15 protein-coding genes are annotated in these 17,351 nt (G+C 40.1%); 6 read left to right on the forward strand and 9 right to left on the reverse strand.

Annotation, left to right across the window (positions count from 1 at the left end):
- Positions 1 to 9 precede the first annotated feature (9 nt).
- From PluTT01m_RS26025 to cspE, 3 genes are all read right to left on the reverse strand, one after another.
- Complete coding sequence (locus PluTT01m_RS26025) at positions 10 to 213, reverse strand: hypothetical protein (protein WP_133248387.1); 204 nt, start codon at positions 211 to 213, stop codon at positions 10 to 12.
- Between the two features lie 73 nt (positions 214 to 286).
- A complete protein-coding gene (gene thiD / locus PluTT01m_RS14325) occupies positions 287 to 1,087 on the reverse strand; it encodes a bifunctional hydroxymethylpyrimidine kinase/phosphomethylpyrimidine kinase (protein WP_173362529.1) in 801 nt (266 codons plus the stop codon).
- A gap of 296 nt (positions 1,088 to 1,383) precedes the next feature.
- Positions 1,384 to 1,593: a transcription antiterminator/RNA stability regulator CspE gene (gene cspE, locus PluTT01m_RS14330; protein WP_011147003.1), complete on the reverse strand. Its 210-nt coding sequence runs from the start codon at positions 1,591 to 1,593 to the stop codon at positions 1,384 to 1,386.
- Between the two features lie 600 nt (positions 1,594 to 2,193).
- On the opposite strand from cspE, the gene pagP reads away from it, so the two are divergent.
- The gene (gene pagP, locus PluTT01m_RS14335) at positions 2,194 to 2,817 is read left to right on the forward strand and encodes a lipid IV(A) palmitoyltransferase PagP (RefSeq protein ID WP_011147004.1); all 624 of its coding nucleotides are present in this window, start codon (positions 2,194 to 2,196) and stop codon (positions 2,815 to 2,817) included.
- Between the two features lie 318 nt (positions 2,818 to 3,135).
- Here pagP and PluTT01m_RS14340 read toward each other — a convergent pair whose 3' ends face one another.
- Positions 3,136 to 4,515, reverse strand: a complete 1,380-nt coding sequence (locus PluTT01m_RS14340; protein ID WP_011147005.1) for an amino acid permease — start codon at positions 4,513 to 4,515, stop codon at positions 3,136 to 3,138.
- A 299-nt stretch (positions 4,516 to 4,814) separates the two neighbouring features.
- The gene (mgrB, locus tag PluTT01m_RS28085) at positions 4,815 to 4,958 is read right to left on the reverse strand and encodes a PhoP/PhoQ regulatory lipoprotein MgrB (protein ID WP_011147006.1); all 144 of its coding nucleotides are present in this window, start codon (positions 4,956 to 4,958) and stop codon (positions 4,815 to 4,817) included.
- A gap of 316 nt (positions 4,959 to 5,274) precedes the next feature.
- Here mgrB and PluTT01m_RS14350 point away from each other — a divergent pair, with 316 nt between their 5' ends.
- On the forward strand, positions 5,275 to 5,658 hold the full coding sequence (locus tag PluTT01m_RS14350; protein ID WP_041380116.1) for a helix-turn-helix domain-containing protein: 384 nt from the start codon (positions 5,275 to 5,277) through the stop codon (positions 5,656 to 5,658).
- Between the two features lie 286 nt (positions 5,659 to 5,944).
- On the opposite strand, the gene PluTT01m_RS14355 is transcribed toward PluTT01m_RS14350, so the two are convergent.
- A complete protein-coding gene (locus PluTT01m_RS14355; RefSeq protein ID WP_011147008.1) occupies positions 5,945 to 6,439 on the reverse strand; it encodes a DUF2165 family protein in 495 nt (164 codons plus the stop codon).
- A 338-nt stretch (positions 6,440 to 6,777) separates the two neighbouring features.
- On the opposite strand from PluTT01m_RS14355, the gene PluTT01m_RS14360 reads away from it, so the two are divergent.
- The gene (locus PluTT01m_RS14360) at positions 6,778 to 7,206 is read left to right on the forward strand and encodes a DUF805 domain-containing protein (RefSeq protein ID WP_011147009.1); all 429 of its coding nucleotides are present in this window, start codon (positions 6,778 to 6,780) and stop codon (positions 7,204 to 7,206) included.
- A gap of 262 nt (positions 7,207 to 7,468) precedes the next feature.
- On the opposite strand, the gene PluTT01m_RS14365 is transcribed toward PluTT01m_RS14360, so the two are convergent.
- The 3 genes from PluTT01m_RS14365 to PluTT01m_RS14375 form a co-directional block, all read right to left on the reverse strand.
- Positions 7,469 to 8,287 (reverse strand): N-acetylmuramoyl-L-alanine amidase, encoded by an 819-nt coding sequence (locus PluTT01m_RS14365; RefSeq protein WP_041380915.1) that lies wholly within the window; start codon positions 8,285 to 8,287, stop codon positions 7,469 to 7,471.
- Between the two features lie 303 nt (positions 8,288 to 8,590).
- Positions 8,591 to 10,054: an alanine/glycine:cation symporter family protein gene (locus tag PluTT01m_RS14370; protein ID WP_041380917.1), complete on the reverse strand. Its 1,464-nt coding sequence runs from the start codon at positions 10,052 to 10,054 to the stop codon at positions 8,591 to 8,593.
- A gap of 2,406 nt (positions 10,055 to 12,460) precedes the next feature.
- A complete protein-coding gene (locus PluTT01m_RS14375; protein ID WP_011147012.1) occupies positions 12,461 to 13,354 on the reverse strand; it encodes a LysR family transcriptional regulator in 894 nt (297 codons plus the stop codon).
- Positions 13,355 to 14,061: 707 nt separating this feature from the next.
- On the opposite strand from PluTT01m_RS14375, the gene folE reads away from it, so the two are divergent.
- The 3 genes from folE to PluTT01m_RS14390 are packed head-to-tail and all read left to right on the forward strand — an operon-like array spanning position 14,062 to position 17,310.
- Positions 14,062 to 14,742 carry a GTP cyclohydrolase I gene (gene folE, locus PluTT01m_RS14380; protein ID WP_201742980.1) on the forward strand — a complete coding sequence of 227 codons (681 nt, stop codon included), beginning with the start codon at positions 14,062 to 14,064 and terminating at the stop codon, positions 14,740 to 14,742.
- Positions 14,739 to 15,323 carry a 6-carboxytetrahydropterin synthase gene (locus PluTT01m_RS14385; protein WP_011147014.1) on the forward strand — a complete coding sequence of 195 codons (585 nt, stop codon included), beginning with the start codon at positions 14,739 to 14,741 and terminating at the stop codon, positions 15,321 to 15,323. Before folE ends, PluTT01m_RS14385 begins: the two co-directional genes overlap by 4 nt.
- Positions 15,324 to 15,357: 34 nt before the next feature.
- On the forward strand, positions 15,358 to 17,310 hold the full coding sequence (locus PluTT01m_RS14390) for a dehydrogenase E1 component subunit alpha/beta (RefSeq protein WP_011147015.1): 1,953 nt from the start codon (positions 15,358 to 15,360) through the stop codon (positions 17,308 to 17,310).
- Positions 17,311 to 17,351: the final 41 nt, after the last annotated feature.

Below are 17,351 nucleotides of genomic sequence, written 5' to 3' on the forward strand. Positions count from 1 at the left end.
CCAAGCTTGTCAGCGTAAATCAAACTTGTCGCCGGTGATAATGAATAGATAGTAAGTCGCTACCAATGTTGAGTTATACCCGTTATCTTTCAAGTTGCTTCTTTGTTGGCTGCACTCACTCACCCCGGTCACATCGTTATCTATGCTCCCGGGGATTCGCTCCCTTGCCGCCGCGATCCATCTTGAAATCCATAGGGTATATACTACTCTCACAGCATAAACACCTTATTCTTCTTAATTCATTATCACTTTCTCATCAAATCCCAAAAACGCCAATCAGCTACTCTCACCACCACTGATGAAAATGGTGCACAGGCCCGATTCCTTTTCCTACCTCTAACGAGTCCGCCTGTTCTAACGCCGCCTGGAGGTATGATTTGGCAACAGGCAGGGTTGTTTGCCAATTCGAATAACGCGGACGCAGAGCAGCCAGTGCGGCGGAGAGCGTACATCCTGTACCATGAGTATGACGAGTATTAATTCTCGGCGCAGTAAAACGCCATTCTCCCTCAGCAGTAAATAACCAATCAGGGCTTTCATGTTCTGTAAGGTGCCCGCCTTTCAGTAAAACGGCTTCGCATCCTAGCGATAATAGTTCACGCCCTTGTTTTTGCATGTCCGTTTCAGTTTCTGCTACAGAGCATTGCAATATCACGGCGGCTTCCGGCAAATTTGGGGTAATCAACGAAACCTTCGGTAATAATCGTTCAACAACCTCGGAAACCGCTTCCGGTGCCAACAACGGATCGCCACTTTTCGCAATCATTACCGTATCCAATACAACATAAGGAACGGCATAACGGCTTATTGCATCGGCAACGACAACAACATTGGCCGCATTGGATAACATGCCTATCTTAGCGCTATCAATTCTGATATCTGACAGCACAGATTCAAGCTGTGCCGCAACAAAAGTAGGATCGATATCATAAACAGATTGCACACCACAGGTGTTTTGCGCCACAAGCGCGGTCATTACTGTTGTGCCATAAGCACCAAGTGCGGAGAAAGCTTTTAGGTCGGCTTGAATGCCAGCACCGCCACTAGGATCAGTACCGGCAATTGTCAGTGAATTGATTCTCATTATAGCTACCCTTCCAACCAGCAAAAGAAAAGCAAGTATATCCGTTATCTTTCAAGTTGCCTCTTTGTTGGCTGCACTCGCTCACCCCGGCCACATCGTTACCTATGCTCCCGGGGACTCACTCCCTTGCCGTCGCGATCCATCTTGAAATCCATACTCTGTGAAAAGCACCCCAAGTCAAAACAAAAACACCCTATCAGATAACTAACAGGGTGATATCGGTATGTCATTGTTGCCAATAAAAAATCAAACAGACAACAAATTTACTTCGTCAATCCAAAATGATTGACAAAAAGAAGTTATGCTGCTGTAACGTTTGCTGCTGAAGGACCTTTCTGACCGTCCTGAATTTCAAACTCAACTTTTTGACCTTCGGCCAAAGTTTTAAAACCCTCGCTCTGAATAGCGCTAAAATGTACAAACACATCTTTGCTACCATCAGCTGGAGTAATAAAACCAAAACCTTTAGATTCGTTGAACCACTTTACAGTACCAGTGATTTTTGCCATTTTAAGAATTTCCTTTGGATCACTTAATTCTAATTCGCCGTTCGGCGCAACATAAAAACTAGAGCAAGTTGCTGCTATTAACAGAGTTGTATAACAGAACCATACCTCGTTTACCCGAACGATTTATCACATATTCTTAATATGATGGCAAGCCATTTTTTATCAGCTATGGAGCTAACGCACATATTTAAAATTCTTAACAACAATTATTGTTTAACATAGCTGCAAAAATTTGAAAACCCAAGGTTATCCTAATTAGCTTACAGTTTATCCACTCAACAAAACCCCAGATAACATAAATAACTCTAATTTATTTTGCCTGTCTTATTATTAGATTTTCTATATCTATAGTATGGTCATAGAGACCCATCTCTACTGTTTGAGTGAAAGAAAAAATCAACACATTCCCCATATTAGTCAACTAAAATATCAGTATTTTATATACCCAGTTAATACCTATCACATCTTAATATTAATTTTTCGTTTAACTTTTATTGAAAATAGCAAGAGTAGAATTCCTGAATTTAGATGTTTGTCATATTTTACGTGATACAAAGGATCTCCCCAATTTATGCCGTCGGGAAATTGGAGCAATAAATAATGAAGTTTGATTTAACCGCAGCCTGTACCCTATCAGCCACGCTTTTAGTCTCATCTGGGACAGTATTTGCAACAACAGCAAATACTGCTAACAAATCATTAACAACCATTGAATCTCACACACCGATCAGTTATGGCAACAATTCGAGCAGTTTATGGGAAAAATTCAATAATAATGTCGCTCTTACTTGGGATGCACCCAACAATGAACTTTATCTGCCGGTAATTACTTGGCATAACAGACATACCTACGATAAAGAGAAAACCGATAGATATAATGAGCGGCCTTGGGGTTTCGGCTATGGTAAATATCGTTACGACGAAGACAACGATTGGCATTCCCTTTATGCAATGGCTTTTATGGATTCTCATAACCGTTTGGAACCCATCGTTGGCTATGGCTTTCAGAAGATGTGGATACCCGGTGATTTAGAGGGTTTCCGAATGGGAATTGGTTTCACTCTGAGCGTTACAGCTCGTCATGATTATTATTATGTCCCTATTCCACTCCCATTACCGTTATTCTCCATAGAATATGATCGGTTATCGTTTCAAGGAACGTACATTCCCGGCACATATAACAACGGTAATGTACTCTTCGCTTGGTTACGCTGGCAATGGTAATCGGATAAAAAATACCAGGCTATACCCGTTATCTTTCAAGTTGCTTCTTTGTTGGCTGCACTCACTCACCCCGGTCACATCGTTATCTATGCTCCCGGGGATTCGCTCCCTTGCCGCCGCGATCCATCTTGAAATCCATAGGGTATATATCATATCAGCCTGGTATCTTTAATAGAGATAATCCAGTTATACCCGTTATCCTTCAAGTTGCCTCTTTGTTGGCTGCGCTCACTCACCCCGGTCACATCGTTATCTATGCTCCCGGGGATTCGCTCCCTTGCCGTCGCAATGCATCTTGAAATCCATAGGGTATAGATATTATCCCAGCTCCTCTGTTTTCATTTTATCACGGCGAGAATGGGACATTAAAAACCCGAGCCATAACACCCCCACCCAGAATGGCATCAGGATGACTGAAATACGGATGCTATCCATCATTAAAATAATGACAAGTATAAAAGCAAGGAAAACCAGACACAGATAATTACCGAACGGATACCAAAATGCCTTAAATGACGGCGCTATCCCCTGTTTAACTTTTTCTGCCCGGAATTTTAAATGCGCCATACAGATCATGACCCAATTAATCACCAACGTTGTTACCACCAACGCCATTAATAACTCAAATGCTTTGCCCGGCATCACATAATTAATCAATACGCCAATGGACGTTGCTAAAGCAGACATGACAATGGCTCTGATAGGCACACCACTTTCATTAACTTTTGTCAGCATTTCAGGAGCATTACCTTGTTTTGCTAAACCGTACAGCATCCGACTGTTGCAATACACACCGCTGTTATAAACGGACAATGCCGCTGTTAGGACAACAATATTCAGAATGTTAGCCACCCAGAAACTATCCAGGTTATGAAAAATCATCACAAATGGGCTTTCACCTTCAACGACATTGCCCCACGGATAAAGCGACAATAACACCGTCAGAGAACCAATATAGAAAATCAATATTCTGTATACCACCTGATTGGTGGCCTTAGGAATGCTGATACGTGGATTTTCCGCTTCTGCTGCGGTAATACCCACCAGTTCCAATCCACCAAAAGAGAACATGATGACAGCCATTGCCATAATAAGGCTGGAGATCCCATTAGGCATAAAGCCACCATGCTGCCAAAGGTTAGTAATGCTGGCCTGAGGCCCGCCATTTCCGCTGACTAACAGGTAAGAGCCAAAAACAATCATACAGATAATTGCGGTCACTTTAATGATGGAAAACCAAAATTCTGTTTCACCATATAACCGGACATTAATTAAATTTACCGTATTGATTAAAACAAAGAAGATGGTTGCAGAAACCCAGGTTGGAATATCAGGCCACCAATAGTGGATATACATGCCCACAGCCGTTAGTTCAGCCATTCCGACCAGAGTAAACATCGCCCAATAATTCCAGCCTGATAAAAACCCGGGAAAATCGCCCCAATATTTATATGCAAAATGGCTAAACGACCCCGCTACAGGCTCCTCGACTACCATCTCACCTAGCTGACGCATAATCAGAAATGCAATAAAGCCTGCGATAGCGTAGCCTAAAATTACGGAGGGACCTGCCATTTTTATAGTTTGTGCAATACCGAGAAACAACCCAGTCCCGACCGACCCCCCCAAAGCAATAAGTTGAATATGCCGGTTTTTTAAACCGCGTTTAAGTGTTGAGCGCTGCGATTGTCCTGCCATCTTGTCCTCTTGATACAACTTCTATCTTGTTATTAGTGGGAAAACAACCGCTTCCCCTTATCTGCTTTATTCAAAGCAAACAAAACACTAGCTTTAAAGGGTGGATATTGAAGATATACCCGTCATCTTTCAAGTTGCCTCTTTGTTGGCTGCACTCGTTCACCCCGGTCACATAGTTATCTATGCTCCCGGGGATTCACTCCCTTGCCGTCGCGATGCATCTTGAAATCCATTGGGTATATATGTTAGCACAGATATATTATATGACGGGAAAATGGCTGATGAGTATCAGCAACTAATCAGAAAGGCAGATATCGAGTCACAGAACAAATACCTGAATCAAACTGTTCCCCCTGATCACAATAGCTATCCAAAGCTAGCAGGTACAAGAACAGACATATTCCAAGTAATGCTAAGATTGCAATGGTTTTTTTTATGTCCAATTCTATTTCCTTCAAGTTCGGTCAGAACGCAATACGTTAAGAATAAAGTTGGGAAATGATATTTTACAGCAATGAAACAAGAAAAATATTCATCCTGTGCTTTCATTGTGAAAAAATCGAACCAGCAACAGTATGCATGCTAACAATGTAATCAGAACGCATTTAAACAAACACTAACCATGTGGATTCTATTCACTATAACAAAAAAATCAATTGTCACATTCAGTTACAATTTAAATCGTTATGTCAAGGCTTTGTCATCTTTAGAAAAAGTTGTGTATACTTCCTTCCACTTTCAACCAGAACAAAATTGTTAATGCCACAGGATAATCACTTAGCACTTGTATGTGCTCTCAGCAAATGGATTGAGAATCACCTTGGCCGGGTAATCCACCTGGAAGAACTGGCAACTTACTCCGGTTACTCGCTTTGGCACATGCAGAAAATATTCAAGGAAGTCACCGGAATTTCTCTTGGTAAATATATCCGCCAACGACGCCTGGCTGGCGCTGTTCATCTTTTAAGAAACAGCGCGTTGCCTATTTTTGATATCGCCTTAGATTTCGGCTTTGGCTCTCAATCTCATTTCACTTATATGTTCCGCAAAGAGTATGGCATAACTCCCTATGATTTCCGGCAGAATCCAGAGATTGAGCTCGAAGTTAAATTACCGCTGCATTTCACTACTCACTGTTCATGACACGATAACCTAGAGAACAACATTGAAACGGGCAATTACCCAACCAATGCAACTGTGCTTTCCGGCGAAAGACAAAGAGCTTCAACCTTTGTGTTCTGACCTTTTATTTGATGCCAGACATCATACTTCCCTTAACAAGGCTCTCTGGGTTTCATGATTAGATGGACAGAGAGCTCTGTCGAATTTTTTAACGGCACTTGGTTTCCGTTAACATGAATTTGAAAAACGGACAACCCTGATGTCAGTACCTTTGATATTTCATCCCTGATATCCATAGGGTATATTCTTATTCTTGTTCTTTGTCATACTGAATTAAGTAAATCAATACCAGAATGATAGTGATAAAAAAACGGAAAGCACTAGACACACCATCCCATTGTTTGGACATCCACATCCCAAACCATTCTCCACCAATTGACATAAATGCCACTTGCCAAGTCAAGAATCCCAAGGTCAAACCAACTATCGCAATAGATTTCTTTTTATTAAAGACAGCAGCATTAGATTTTAAATTTACCAGTAAATGAATACCGCCAATCCAACATAACACTGCCGTTAAAGTTTCTAAAGAAATAATGACAATATAACCAATGTGGTGTAGCAACGGTGAATGAATTGCACGATAGGTAATAGTTGTATCTGGGAAAATAGTATCCATCATTAATACATGCTGTACAAATGCGAAATTAGTCGCATAGTCTGTAATATTGCCAAAAGCCGCTAATGTCGCAAACAAAGCTATTGCAAAAATCATCAAAGTCTTAGATAAGCGAATAATCATTTGTCAAGTCCTCAAAGAATGGGTTAAACACCAAAAAGATCATAAACAACACAAACTATACCCTATGGATTTCAAGATGGATCGCGGCGGCAAGGGAGCGAATCCCCGGGAGCATGGATAACGATGTGACCGGGGTGAACGAGTGCAGCCAACAAAGAGGCAACTTGAAAGATAACGGGTATATCATATAATTTAACAATCATCACCTTATTTATACATATTTATCTTAAAATTACGTTTTAAATATTCTCATATAATATCTGACTGATATTTTTCTGTTCATACCATCACTAGATCAGTTATTATCTGCTCCATTTTTATTTACCTGACCATTATTTATGGACGATTCTCCAGTTAGTGCAATGAAAAGCTATTTCAGTCAAAAATTGAGTAGAAAAGATTATATTATTAGTTTTATTAAAATAGCGGTTATTTTCGGAATATTAATCTTTCTCTCTGGTTACCTAGCAGAAAATAATTATGCCGCCCATATGCAATATGAGTTATCAGTGTGGCTGTACATGATCTCTATTGGTTTATGGGCAATGTGCTCCTTCGCTACGATTTACTATTTAATCATGAAAACAGCTTACAGATTTAATGACGTGGGGTTATATGGCTGGTTAATCTCTATTTTTATCTATCTGTGCAGCGTCTTACCAAACTATTTTTCCGAAAAAATAATAATGTATTCACCTCTTATTAGCCTAATTGGGATTATTCTTGCATTTATTCTGCCTGGAGGAAAAAATCATAATAAAGAGTAATATTCTCGCCATATTGCAAAAATTTCATTCAATCTGACTATTACTTAAACTAGTAATATACCTTATGGATTTCAAGATGAATCGCGACGACAAGGGAGCGAATCCCCGGGAGCATGGATAACGTTGTGACCGGGTGAGAGAATGCAGCCAACAAAGAGGCAACTTGAAAGATGACGGGTATAGGCTAATGAGAAAAACCATGCCATATAAAGTCACTCCAATAAAGTTCTTTCTATGGCACGATCTCATAAGATACTAAAAACTATTTTTTATATTTCTCAACCAAAGCCAGAGCTATTGATTCAGTTTGTGCATCAGGGTTACCGCTGATGTCATCTGGTCTGAAATGCATCTGGAATGCACTGATGGTCTTACGGGTATCTTCATCAAGTACACCCGTTTGTGGAATGGTGTAGCCATATTTAGCCAATGTCTTCTGAATTAACTCAACAGAAGCCTTATCATGCCATTTTCTGCCAGCCATATATTTTTCAACGGTTGCATCTTCAGGCCATGCACCGATACCTTGCTCAGCCAAATTCTTCCAAGGGAAAAGTTTGCCTGGATCATACTTTCTCAAAGGTGCAATATCACTGTGACCAACGACATTAATAGGTTCAATGCCATAACGTTGAATAATATCTTTCGCCAAACGCGTTAATAGATCGATCTGCTGCTCATTAAACGGATACCACTCTTTCTCAAGTAGCATTTCCGTAAATCCTTTATTAACAATTTCAATGCCAATCGAAGTGTCATTCAAGTCTTTCCGACCATTCCATCCACTAACACCAGCATGCCATGCCCTCTTCTCTTCAGGAACCAGTTGTAGAATAACAGGCTTTCCTCTCACATAATTCGGTAACGATGGGATTAAATAATGAGCACTAACACCGCCCTGAGTGAGTATACGTAAAGAATCTTTATCATCGACAGCGGTATAGTGGAACACCAAAAACCTTACTCTGTCATTTTGACCTTGTGAAGGAAAAGAGCTATCAACTTTATAAGCACCCCGATCTTCCAGACTGGAACACCCCGCCAATAGCATAAATAAGCCAACCAATATGATCTTCTTCATCATTTCCCTGTCCCACCTATTAATTGAATAGCAATATAATAACACAAAGAAATCAAATGAATACAAAATAAAATTTATGTTTTACATGATTTTTTTATAAAATTATCGGTTTTGTTCTTGACATAAAGCACAAATGAAGATGCCTTATTCCCATAATTTATACCCGTTATCCTTCAAGTTGCCTCTTTGTTGGCTGCACTCGCTCACCCCCGGTCACATAGTTCTCTATGCTCCCGGTGATTCACTCCCTTGCCGTCGCGATGCAGCTTGAAATCTATAGGGTATGTACTTTGTTCTAGCATTTCACTTGTGGCCAGCCACTTGGTTCGATTTGGCAAGACTTGCCGTTTCTTCCCAAATACCAACTTCGACCTTTTTCTGAATTTCAGGATACTGATTAATATCAAATGTCGGTAACTTACCGACACGTCTCTGTTGGTTGTAATCTTTTGCGAGTTTAAATGCGACGCCAGAAAGCAACAAGATAGCGGTCAGATTGGTAATTGCCATCAATGCCATAGACAAATCAGCCATTTTCCAAACTAAAGGCAATTCAGCCAACGCACCAAACATCACCATACCCAACGCCGCCAGACGTAAGATCATCAAGCCCGCGGTATGATTACGTTCAAGGAATACAATATTGCTTTCAGCATAAGCATAATTCGCAATGATTGATGTGAATGCGAAAAAGAAGATAGCCAGTGCAATAAATTCAGATCCCCAATCACCAACAGCGGAAGACAATGCCCGCTGAGTCAATTCTATTCCACTTATTCCTGAAATATTGCCATCAAGTACACCCGATGACAGGATGATAACAGCAGTCGCGCTACAGATAACCAGCGTATCCATAAAAACACCTAGCATTTGCACATAACCCTGAGATGCTGGATGAGGAGGATATGGAGAAGCAGAAGCAGCAGCATTGGGCGCTGACCCCATCCCGGCTTCATTTGAAAACAACCCGCGTTGAACACCTTGTGTCATCGCCTGTGCAACACCATAACCAACGGTCCCTGAAACGGCTTCCTGCAAACCGAATGCGCTTTTGAAAATCAATGCAAACACTTCCGGCATTCGTTCAAAGTTATGCCCGACGACCCAGAACGCCAAGATCAGATAAGCTATCGCCATAAAAGGGACAACTAATTCTGCAACCCGAGCAATAGAGCGCAAGCCACCAAAAATAATGAATCCGCTAAGAATCACCAAACCAATGCCGACATACAAAGGATCGAAATCAAATGCGAAAGCAGCAGCCTGAACAATAGAATTTGCCTGAACAGCATTAAATACCAGACCAAAAGCAATAATAAGAAATATGGAGAACATCACGCCCATCCAGCGTACTCCAAGCCCCTTTTCCATATAGTAGGCCGGACCACCGCGGTAATTCCCCTTATCGTCTTTTGTCTTGTACAGCTGGGCAAGTGTACTCTCAATAAAAGAGGTTGCCATTCCAATCAGAGCAACCACCCACATCCAAAAAATGGCACCAGGCCCACCCGCCGTTAAGGCGATTGCCACACCAGTAAGGTTGCCGGTACCAACCCGTGCAGCTAAACTGGTACACAGAGCCTGGAATGATGAAATACCTGCACTGTCAGATTTTTTACTGTTTTTCAATACTGAAAACATGTGCCCAAAATGGCGAATCTGTATAAAACCCGTGCGTATAGTGAAGTAAATACCCGCCCCAAGAAGAAGATAAATCAACACGGAGCCCCAAAGGATACTGTTAAAAAAGCTAATTAGTTCCGTCAAGTTAGTCAAGATATTTTTCCCCTTAAATTAGTAAACCCAATCTGACCATAAAATCGTATCCGGCAGAATTCATTGCGTTTAATATGCCTTTATAATTAACAAGTAACGCAATGCTGTATTAAGAAACACAGAGATACTGGTCAGAAAAACGCTATAAATGTAACACAAGTTTGAAATTAATGTGTAATGTTTACTGACCTTTTTACATTATCCATCAGATTAAATGAATGTTTGGTGTACTGTTTTTGACTGATAGTTAATAGATATGTCATTCAATCGACTATTGCCCGCCAGTCACTTCATACACTTTTAGCTATGCCTCCTATCAGTGATTCACAACAAGCAGTGATTCACAACAAGCTACATATATGAAACCCGTTACTTTAGCCCCCACACAAGTAAAAGAAGTTCTACCAATGAGCCGATTGTTAATTAAATCAACAACCCATTAATATCAAGAAAAAAATTCAAAAATAAGATATTGTGATTAATTTTGTGAGCAGATTATCAGCTTTAACAAAAAAATCCTCATTAATTTAGAAAATTTCGCATAGTGACATTTATCACATAAGACTTTAGAAATCAAAAAGATAAAAAACTCACTTATCGGATCACAATGAAATACCAACACATATGCTCAATGTAGGAAATATCATCCCAATAAATAACATAATATGCAAAAAACTAATAAACATCTCAACCTATATCTGACATTTATCTGTAGACTTCCTCAATCACAAGAGCAAATGATATTTCCCCTCAACTATTTGTGTTAAGTTATCATTAACATTAAAAAGTTTTTAACGACTGTTACCTACTTCTTTAATTAATTATAACGAATACATTTTTGCCTATTTATCTATTCTCTGAATATATTCAAATATATATCTAACCGTTCCCATTATTCTATTCTCTATAAGATGATTGTCTAATATTTCCACAAGCGGATTAAAATGAAATAACAATAAAGCCGAGATAATAAGATCCTTTTTTATAAAAGTTCGAGCAGTACTTTGATTACCTGCCAGATAGACCAAACTTTTAACAACATTTGTAGAAAATTTGCTGAATGAGCAACTGAGTTCTAAGCAAAATCGGGTACACTGCAAACCAAAATCATTACAATAATATTACCACTTTAAATTTCCCTAAGACCGGATACGACGAGCACAGATGTCTTAGATAAATCAAAAAACGCAAGACTTAACTTTGACAATTTACCGTGATGGTCAGCTAAAGACAGTTTAACTCAAATCACACCTATACCCTCTGGATTTCAAAATGGATCGCGACGGCAAGGGAGGAATCCCCGGTCACATAGCAAACTATGTGACCGGGGTGAGTGAGTGCAGCCAACAAAGAGGCAACTTGAAAGATAACGGGTATATATCAGTTACATGATTAATCGCCATCGCATTAGACGATAAAAACAACAGGCTTAACCCAACTACACATAATTAAAACCAACTTTTACTTTACATTACATTAACACTATGTTTTAATTTCATTAAAATATTATTTCATGTAAAAACAATATTGTAAAAAATATGAAAAAACTTCTCTCATATGCAACATAAAACTGGATCTTTTATTATCTACTGCTAATATTTTCATTTGTTATCTTTTACAAAAAAAATATGTTTATGAAGTTAATATTGTATAAATATCTCACTTTTATTCTAAATGCATAATTTAAACAATATACGTTGAGGTTATGAATGATGTTAAGAAGAAAAAGGAAGAATCCCACTGATAACAATTTACCTATAAGAGTCTATCGTGGGAGATCTAAATATGAATATCACCCTCCATCAGGAGGTTCAATATCCATTTGTTGTTTAAGTTCACCATTATCTGTCGTTTGGGAGGAATATGAAAAAATTCTTAATAAGGAAAAACAATAACTAAATAATAACATTTCAAATATTATACAGTAAGTACTTTATTTACAGTTATAAAACCAGCGGGAGAACAAACTCCCGTTAGCGTTTTTATCTAAATACACCAACAATAAAGATTTTTACACGACATTAAATTAACTATCCAGTTTTAACTTCTCATATACCCTATAGATTTCAAGATGGATCGCGACGGCAAGGGAACGAATCCCCGGGAGCATAGATAACGATGTGACCGGGGTGAGTGAGTGCAGCCAACAAAGAGGCAACTTGAAAGATAAAGGGTATACCTACTTATCGTTTATCAAACCAAGCTGATCATCAAATTCCTTCTCAAGATAGGAATCTTAAGTCCCCTACTTTGGTTGGCATGAAAACGCTCATCGGATTATTGGAAAAGAATAGCCAAATATTTGTCAAAAATTCGCAATTCTCTACAAATTTAGAAGATTGCGAATTGCACTTTTAAGTCCTAGCAGAGTTTTAAAGCCCTTTTCCCCTACCAGGATCAATAAACATTGTGGTACAAATTTCCAACCCGTTCTTTGAACCGTACAAGTTCTTCTGTTAACGGGGAGTCAAGCCTAAGCATATACGTCACCAGTTTAGGAATACCACCAGCAAATGGTCTTATAGCAACGTCGCCATGCCGAGCCAAATTGATCTGTGACTCTCCCGCCACACCAATCCCATACCCGGCAGCCACTAAAGTTAACAAGAGATCAAAACTGGCAACCTTTTCGGAGATACATGGAACTAACTTTGCATTTTGGAATATAGACAGAACTTGTCTCAGAAATCCCTCGTGAGTTTCCTGACCACAGACAATCAGTGAATAGCGCAAAAATTCATTCAGCGGTAATTCTTTATATGCCAAAAGCGGATGCCTGGCGGGAATAACCGCCACCAATGAATCATACCAAGCCGGTATTGCAATGATGCCATCTCGCACTATCGTAGATTGAGCGAATCCCACATCAAAAAGGTTATCACGTAATCCATTCATATGTTGAGCTAAAGGTACCTCGTGTAAACGAATATCCGTCTCCGGCTCGTCCTCACGACATTTTGCTAACAGCTCAGCTAATTTGGATGGTGTAACGCCATCAGATAACGCAATACGAAGTTGACTATGGAATCCGGCCGCAACCGCTTTCACACTATCACGAGCCTGGCCGAGTACTGAAAAGATGCGAGGAGTTTGCTCCAGTAAAATTTCCCCTGCACGTGTGAGCCGGGTATTCCTTGTAGTACGTACGAATAACATCGTACCAAGATCGTCTTCCAATTTTTTGATTATTCTTGATAACGGTGATTGTTCTATATGCAGGCGTTCCGCAGCTCTAGCAAAATGTAATTCTTCTGCTACTACTACAAAACACCGTAAATGTCGTAACTTCATATATATGTAACCTCAATCTTTCACTAAACAGACTTATGCCTATTCTTTCTAAACGCTTCTTTAATTTGAATTTGTTCTTTCAGATCATCTAAATACGTTCAGCTTTAGTTGGTATTGTCCCGTAGGTTAGATCAGGGGTGACATCTCCCATATTATAAATGCCGAATTACATAAAAACCTCCTTTGAGTAAACATGAAATAACCGATCACCAGGCAAGATCTGCCTAGTTTTAGAAGAAAATAGCATTTGATGATCTTAAAATAGTTAGCTATCTAGATACCCCAAATTCATTAATTTATTTAATCAATATTTATCAAACTGTACGTCAATACATTTACAATAACAATAAATAAAGCTCACTCTTTCCTTAACTATAACTATTCCCTAGAAAGCTAATTATTAAATATTTATATAAAAAACCGAAAAAACGGCCAAACAGATCCGACTGAATGCATGATTTCACCAATAACTAAGTGGTGGGACCAGAAAACAAGGATACCAATATCAGCTTACCTGATTAAGACCTAAAAGGTCTTAAATATGACTGCAAAGGACATGATACCCACCATTATTTTATTTAGGATTCAGATAGTAAGAAGTTAAATACCGATCCGTTAAATGGAAATATGCGTTTCTCCAAACGGATCATAATGAACCATCTAGTTACAATAACGAGGTGCCTATGCCGACGGTGGAGCCAGGAGACTTGGAAGTTGCCACACATGGATTTGCCGATGGAATATCCATGCAATTAGCAAAAAAGCGCGCATTACACGGACCCAATGAGGTTCTAACCAAAACAGAACTTAACCTTATTATAGATGAAGCTGCTATATCATTCGGAGAATTCCTGACTGCTCTTGGCGTTGACTGGAAAAATGATCCTAACTCAAAAGACACGCCGAGACGTGTTGCAAAGGCTTATGTTCTTGACCTATGGAAAGGCCGATACAAACCAATGGGACCCATCACTACATTTCCGGCAGATAACTACGATGGCATTGTATTCGACGGCTGGATAGCGCTCGATTCCATGTGCTCTCACCATCATCAAGCAATCAGTGGCTATGTTCACGTTGCCTATATGCCAAGTCAATACGGGCGTGTTCTTGGCTTGTCAAAGTTAAACCGAATAGTCGAACATTTCGGCAGACGTGGGCTCATACAAGAACGGTTAACAGCAGCAATCCACAATGCAGTAAACCAAGTATGTGAAAGAAACCAAGGCGTCGCAGTATTAGTCGATGCATCGCACAATTGTGTACGTTGCAGAGGTGTACGCCACCAGAGAAGCCGTATGAAGACACAAATGTTTTCAGGTGCATTCGCTGAAGCTGATTCACCGGCAAAACAAGAGTTCTATGAATTGATTAGAGGTATTGCATGACAATTCAATATATTACTCGCAAAGGCTCTTTTGATTCCGCTCATCGCGTAATGAATGAAAGGGTCAAATGCTTCAATATCCACGGACACACTTATCTGTATGAACTTACTTTCTCATTTGAACAGATGCAACCAATTGGATACGCGATAGATTTCAAAGAGATAAAGCGCATAGGTGCCGCATGGATTGATGAGTTTCTGGATCACGCCTCAATTCTTAATCCCAAGGATGCAGACTTTATATCCGCTGTTCATGCTACACGCAGTAAATTCCGACTGATGAGCTTAAATCGTCATGGGGAGTACTGTAATCCAACAGTTGAGAATATTGCCAAAGAAATATTCCTCACTATGGAGGTTCTTTTTAATGAATGGGATAACCTAAAAATTCATCACATCAGACTCTATGAAACACCCAATTGTTTTACAGATTGCAATGCCGAGTCAATTCATGAAGAAGAACGCAGCGCATTTCTCAGTCAACGGTTTGAGGAACTCAAAGCTTATTCACAGGCAATGGGCCGGTTTGAATATGACTCAAGAAATGTTGTGACATCCGATTCTACTCATGAGCGCTTATAAAGTAACGAATCACGATGAATGAGGGTTGACGAATATGGACAGCGATATCTTACGGACATCTCTACTAATACGAGAAACGGAAGAAGCATTGTTACGTCTTTATTCCACTGGAGAGCTCCATGGAACAGTGCATACATGCATTGGGCAAGAGTTAACAGGCGCAATAGTATGCAAGTTTCTGAAAAAAAATGACTGGGTATTCTCCAATCATAGATGTCACGGCCACTTTCTTTCGCGGACAGGCGATGTTACAGGACTGATCGCAGAGGTGATGGGAAAAGAGACCGGCGTGTGTGGAGGCCGTGGAGGAAGTCAACATCTATGCAAAGAGGGATTTTTTTCTAACGGGATTCAAGGCGGGATCTTACCGGTAGCAACCGGGGCAGCTTTCGCCAAGAAGTTACGCCATGATAATTCCATCTCAATAGCATTTATCGGAGATGGCACTCTCGGAGAGGGTGTCGTATATGAAGTATTAAATATCGCAGCAAAGTGGGATCTACCGCTATTGATCGTGTTAGAAAACAATCAATACGCACAATCTACTCATATCTCAGAGACATTATCAGGCAGCATAAGCAAACGCGCACAGGCTTTTGGCATGAGATATACGAAATCTGATGTTTGGAATTGGGAACATCTGATAGCTGAGACAGAAGAGCTGATAAATTATACTAGAAACCAAAGACACCCCGCTTTTCTACAAATCGATACTTACCGTCTCAAAGCTCACTCCAAAGGAGACGATCTAAGAAACATCGATGAAATCGAACACTTTAATACTATCGATCCCATCAATGTCATTCTGCGTGAACGTGCTGCTGAATTGGAGACAGAAGTCGCCGGAGTTCAAGAAAGAGTAAATGACGCAATAAGAAAGGCAAAACAGGCTCGCTCATCACCGTTTTACGGCGCTGAAACACAATTGCAATCGCGATCTTCCACATTTCATCCGCTACCCAGCCAGGGGTCTAAGATTCGGCTATCCCGTGCAATCAATAAGGCATTTTTGGAAATCATGGAGCTGGATAAAAATATCCTGTTCATAGGAGAAGACGTGAAAGCGCCTTATGGCGGCGCATTTAAGATATCCGATGGCCTGTCCGATAGCTTTCCCGAACAAGTCATAAATACTCCCATCTCCGAAAGCGCTATTGTCGGCATCGGATGTGGGCTCGCCATGCATGGATATTGTCCTTTTGTGGAAATCATGTTCGGCGACTTCTTGACTTTAGCGTTTGACCAAATATTGAATCACGCAGCCAAGTTCAGGGACATGTACAACGATCAGGTGAAAGTTCCATTAGTGATCCGGACACCAATGGGCGCTGGCCGCGGTTACGGGCCTACCCATAGTCAAACTCTGGAAAAGCATTTCATGGGAATACCAGGTCTGACGATACTGGCAATTAACAATCTTATCGATCCGGCAATAGTCTATAAAACACTTGCAAAACAGGAGGAAGGTCCTGTTCTTCTTATTGAAAATAAAATCCTCTATACCAAGAGCATTCGAAATGCTCCATTGGGGTTCACAAGCTATGCCTCTGACGATCCATTCCCAGCGGTCGTTGTAAGCCCTCTGTCAACAAACGTCGACGTTGTAATCTTCGGTTATGGTGGGCTGAGCGATCTACTGGTAGATGTAGCAGAAGAACTTTTCGTAGAACACGATGTGATTGCTCAAGTTATCTGCCCACTCCAGATATATCCGTTTAGTGTAATCCCATATATCAAACTCGTATCGAAATGCAAAATCGCCATTATCGTTGAAGAAGGTCAGGGATTTGCGGGTTTCGGTTCAGAAGTCGTTGCTCAATTGACTGAAATTTTGGGTAAGTTATTACCTCGTACAATACGCATATATCCTTCCAGTATGGCGATACCCTCAAGTAAAGCCCTTGAAAACCTTATGATTCCAGGAAAAGACATGCTGATTGAACGTATTCTTAAGGCATACATATCAGAGGCTGAGCCTCAACAATAAATGTCTTTAATTGAAATTAATACGACCACAATAGGTATATT

The organism is Photorhabdus laumondii subsp. laumondii, from assembly GCF_003343245.1.
Lineage (GTDB): Bacteria > Pseudomonadota > Gammaproteobacteria > Enterobacterales > Enterobacteriaceae > Photorhabdus > Photorhabdus laumondii.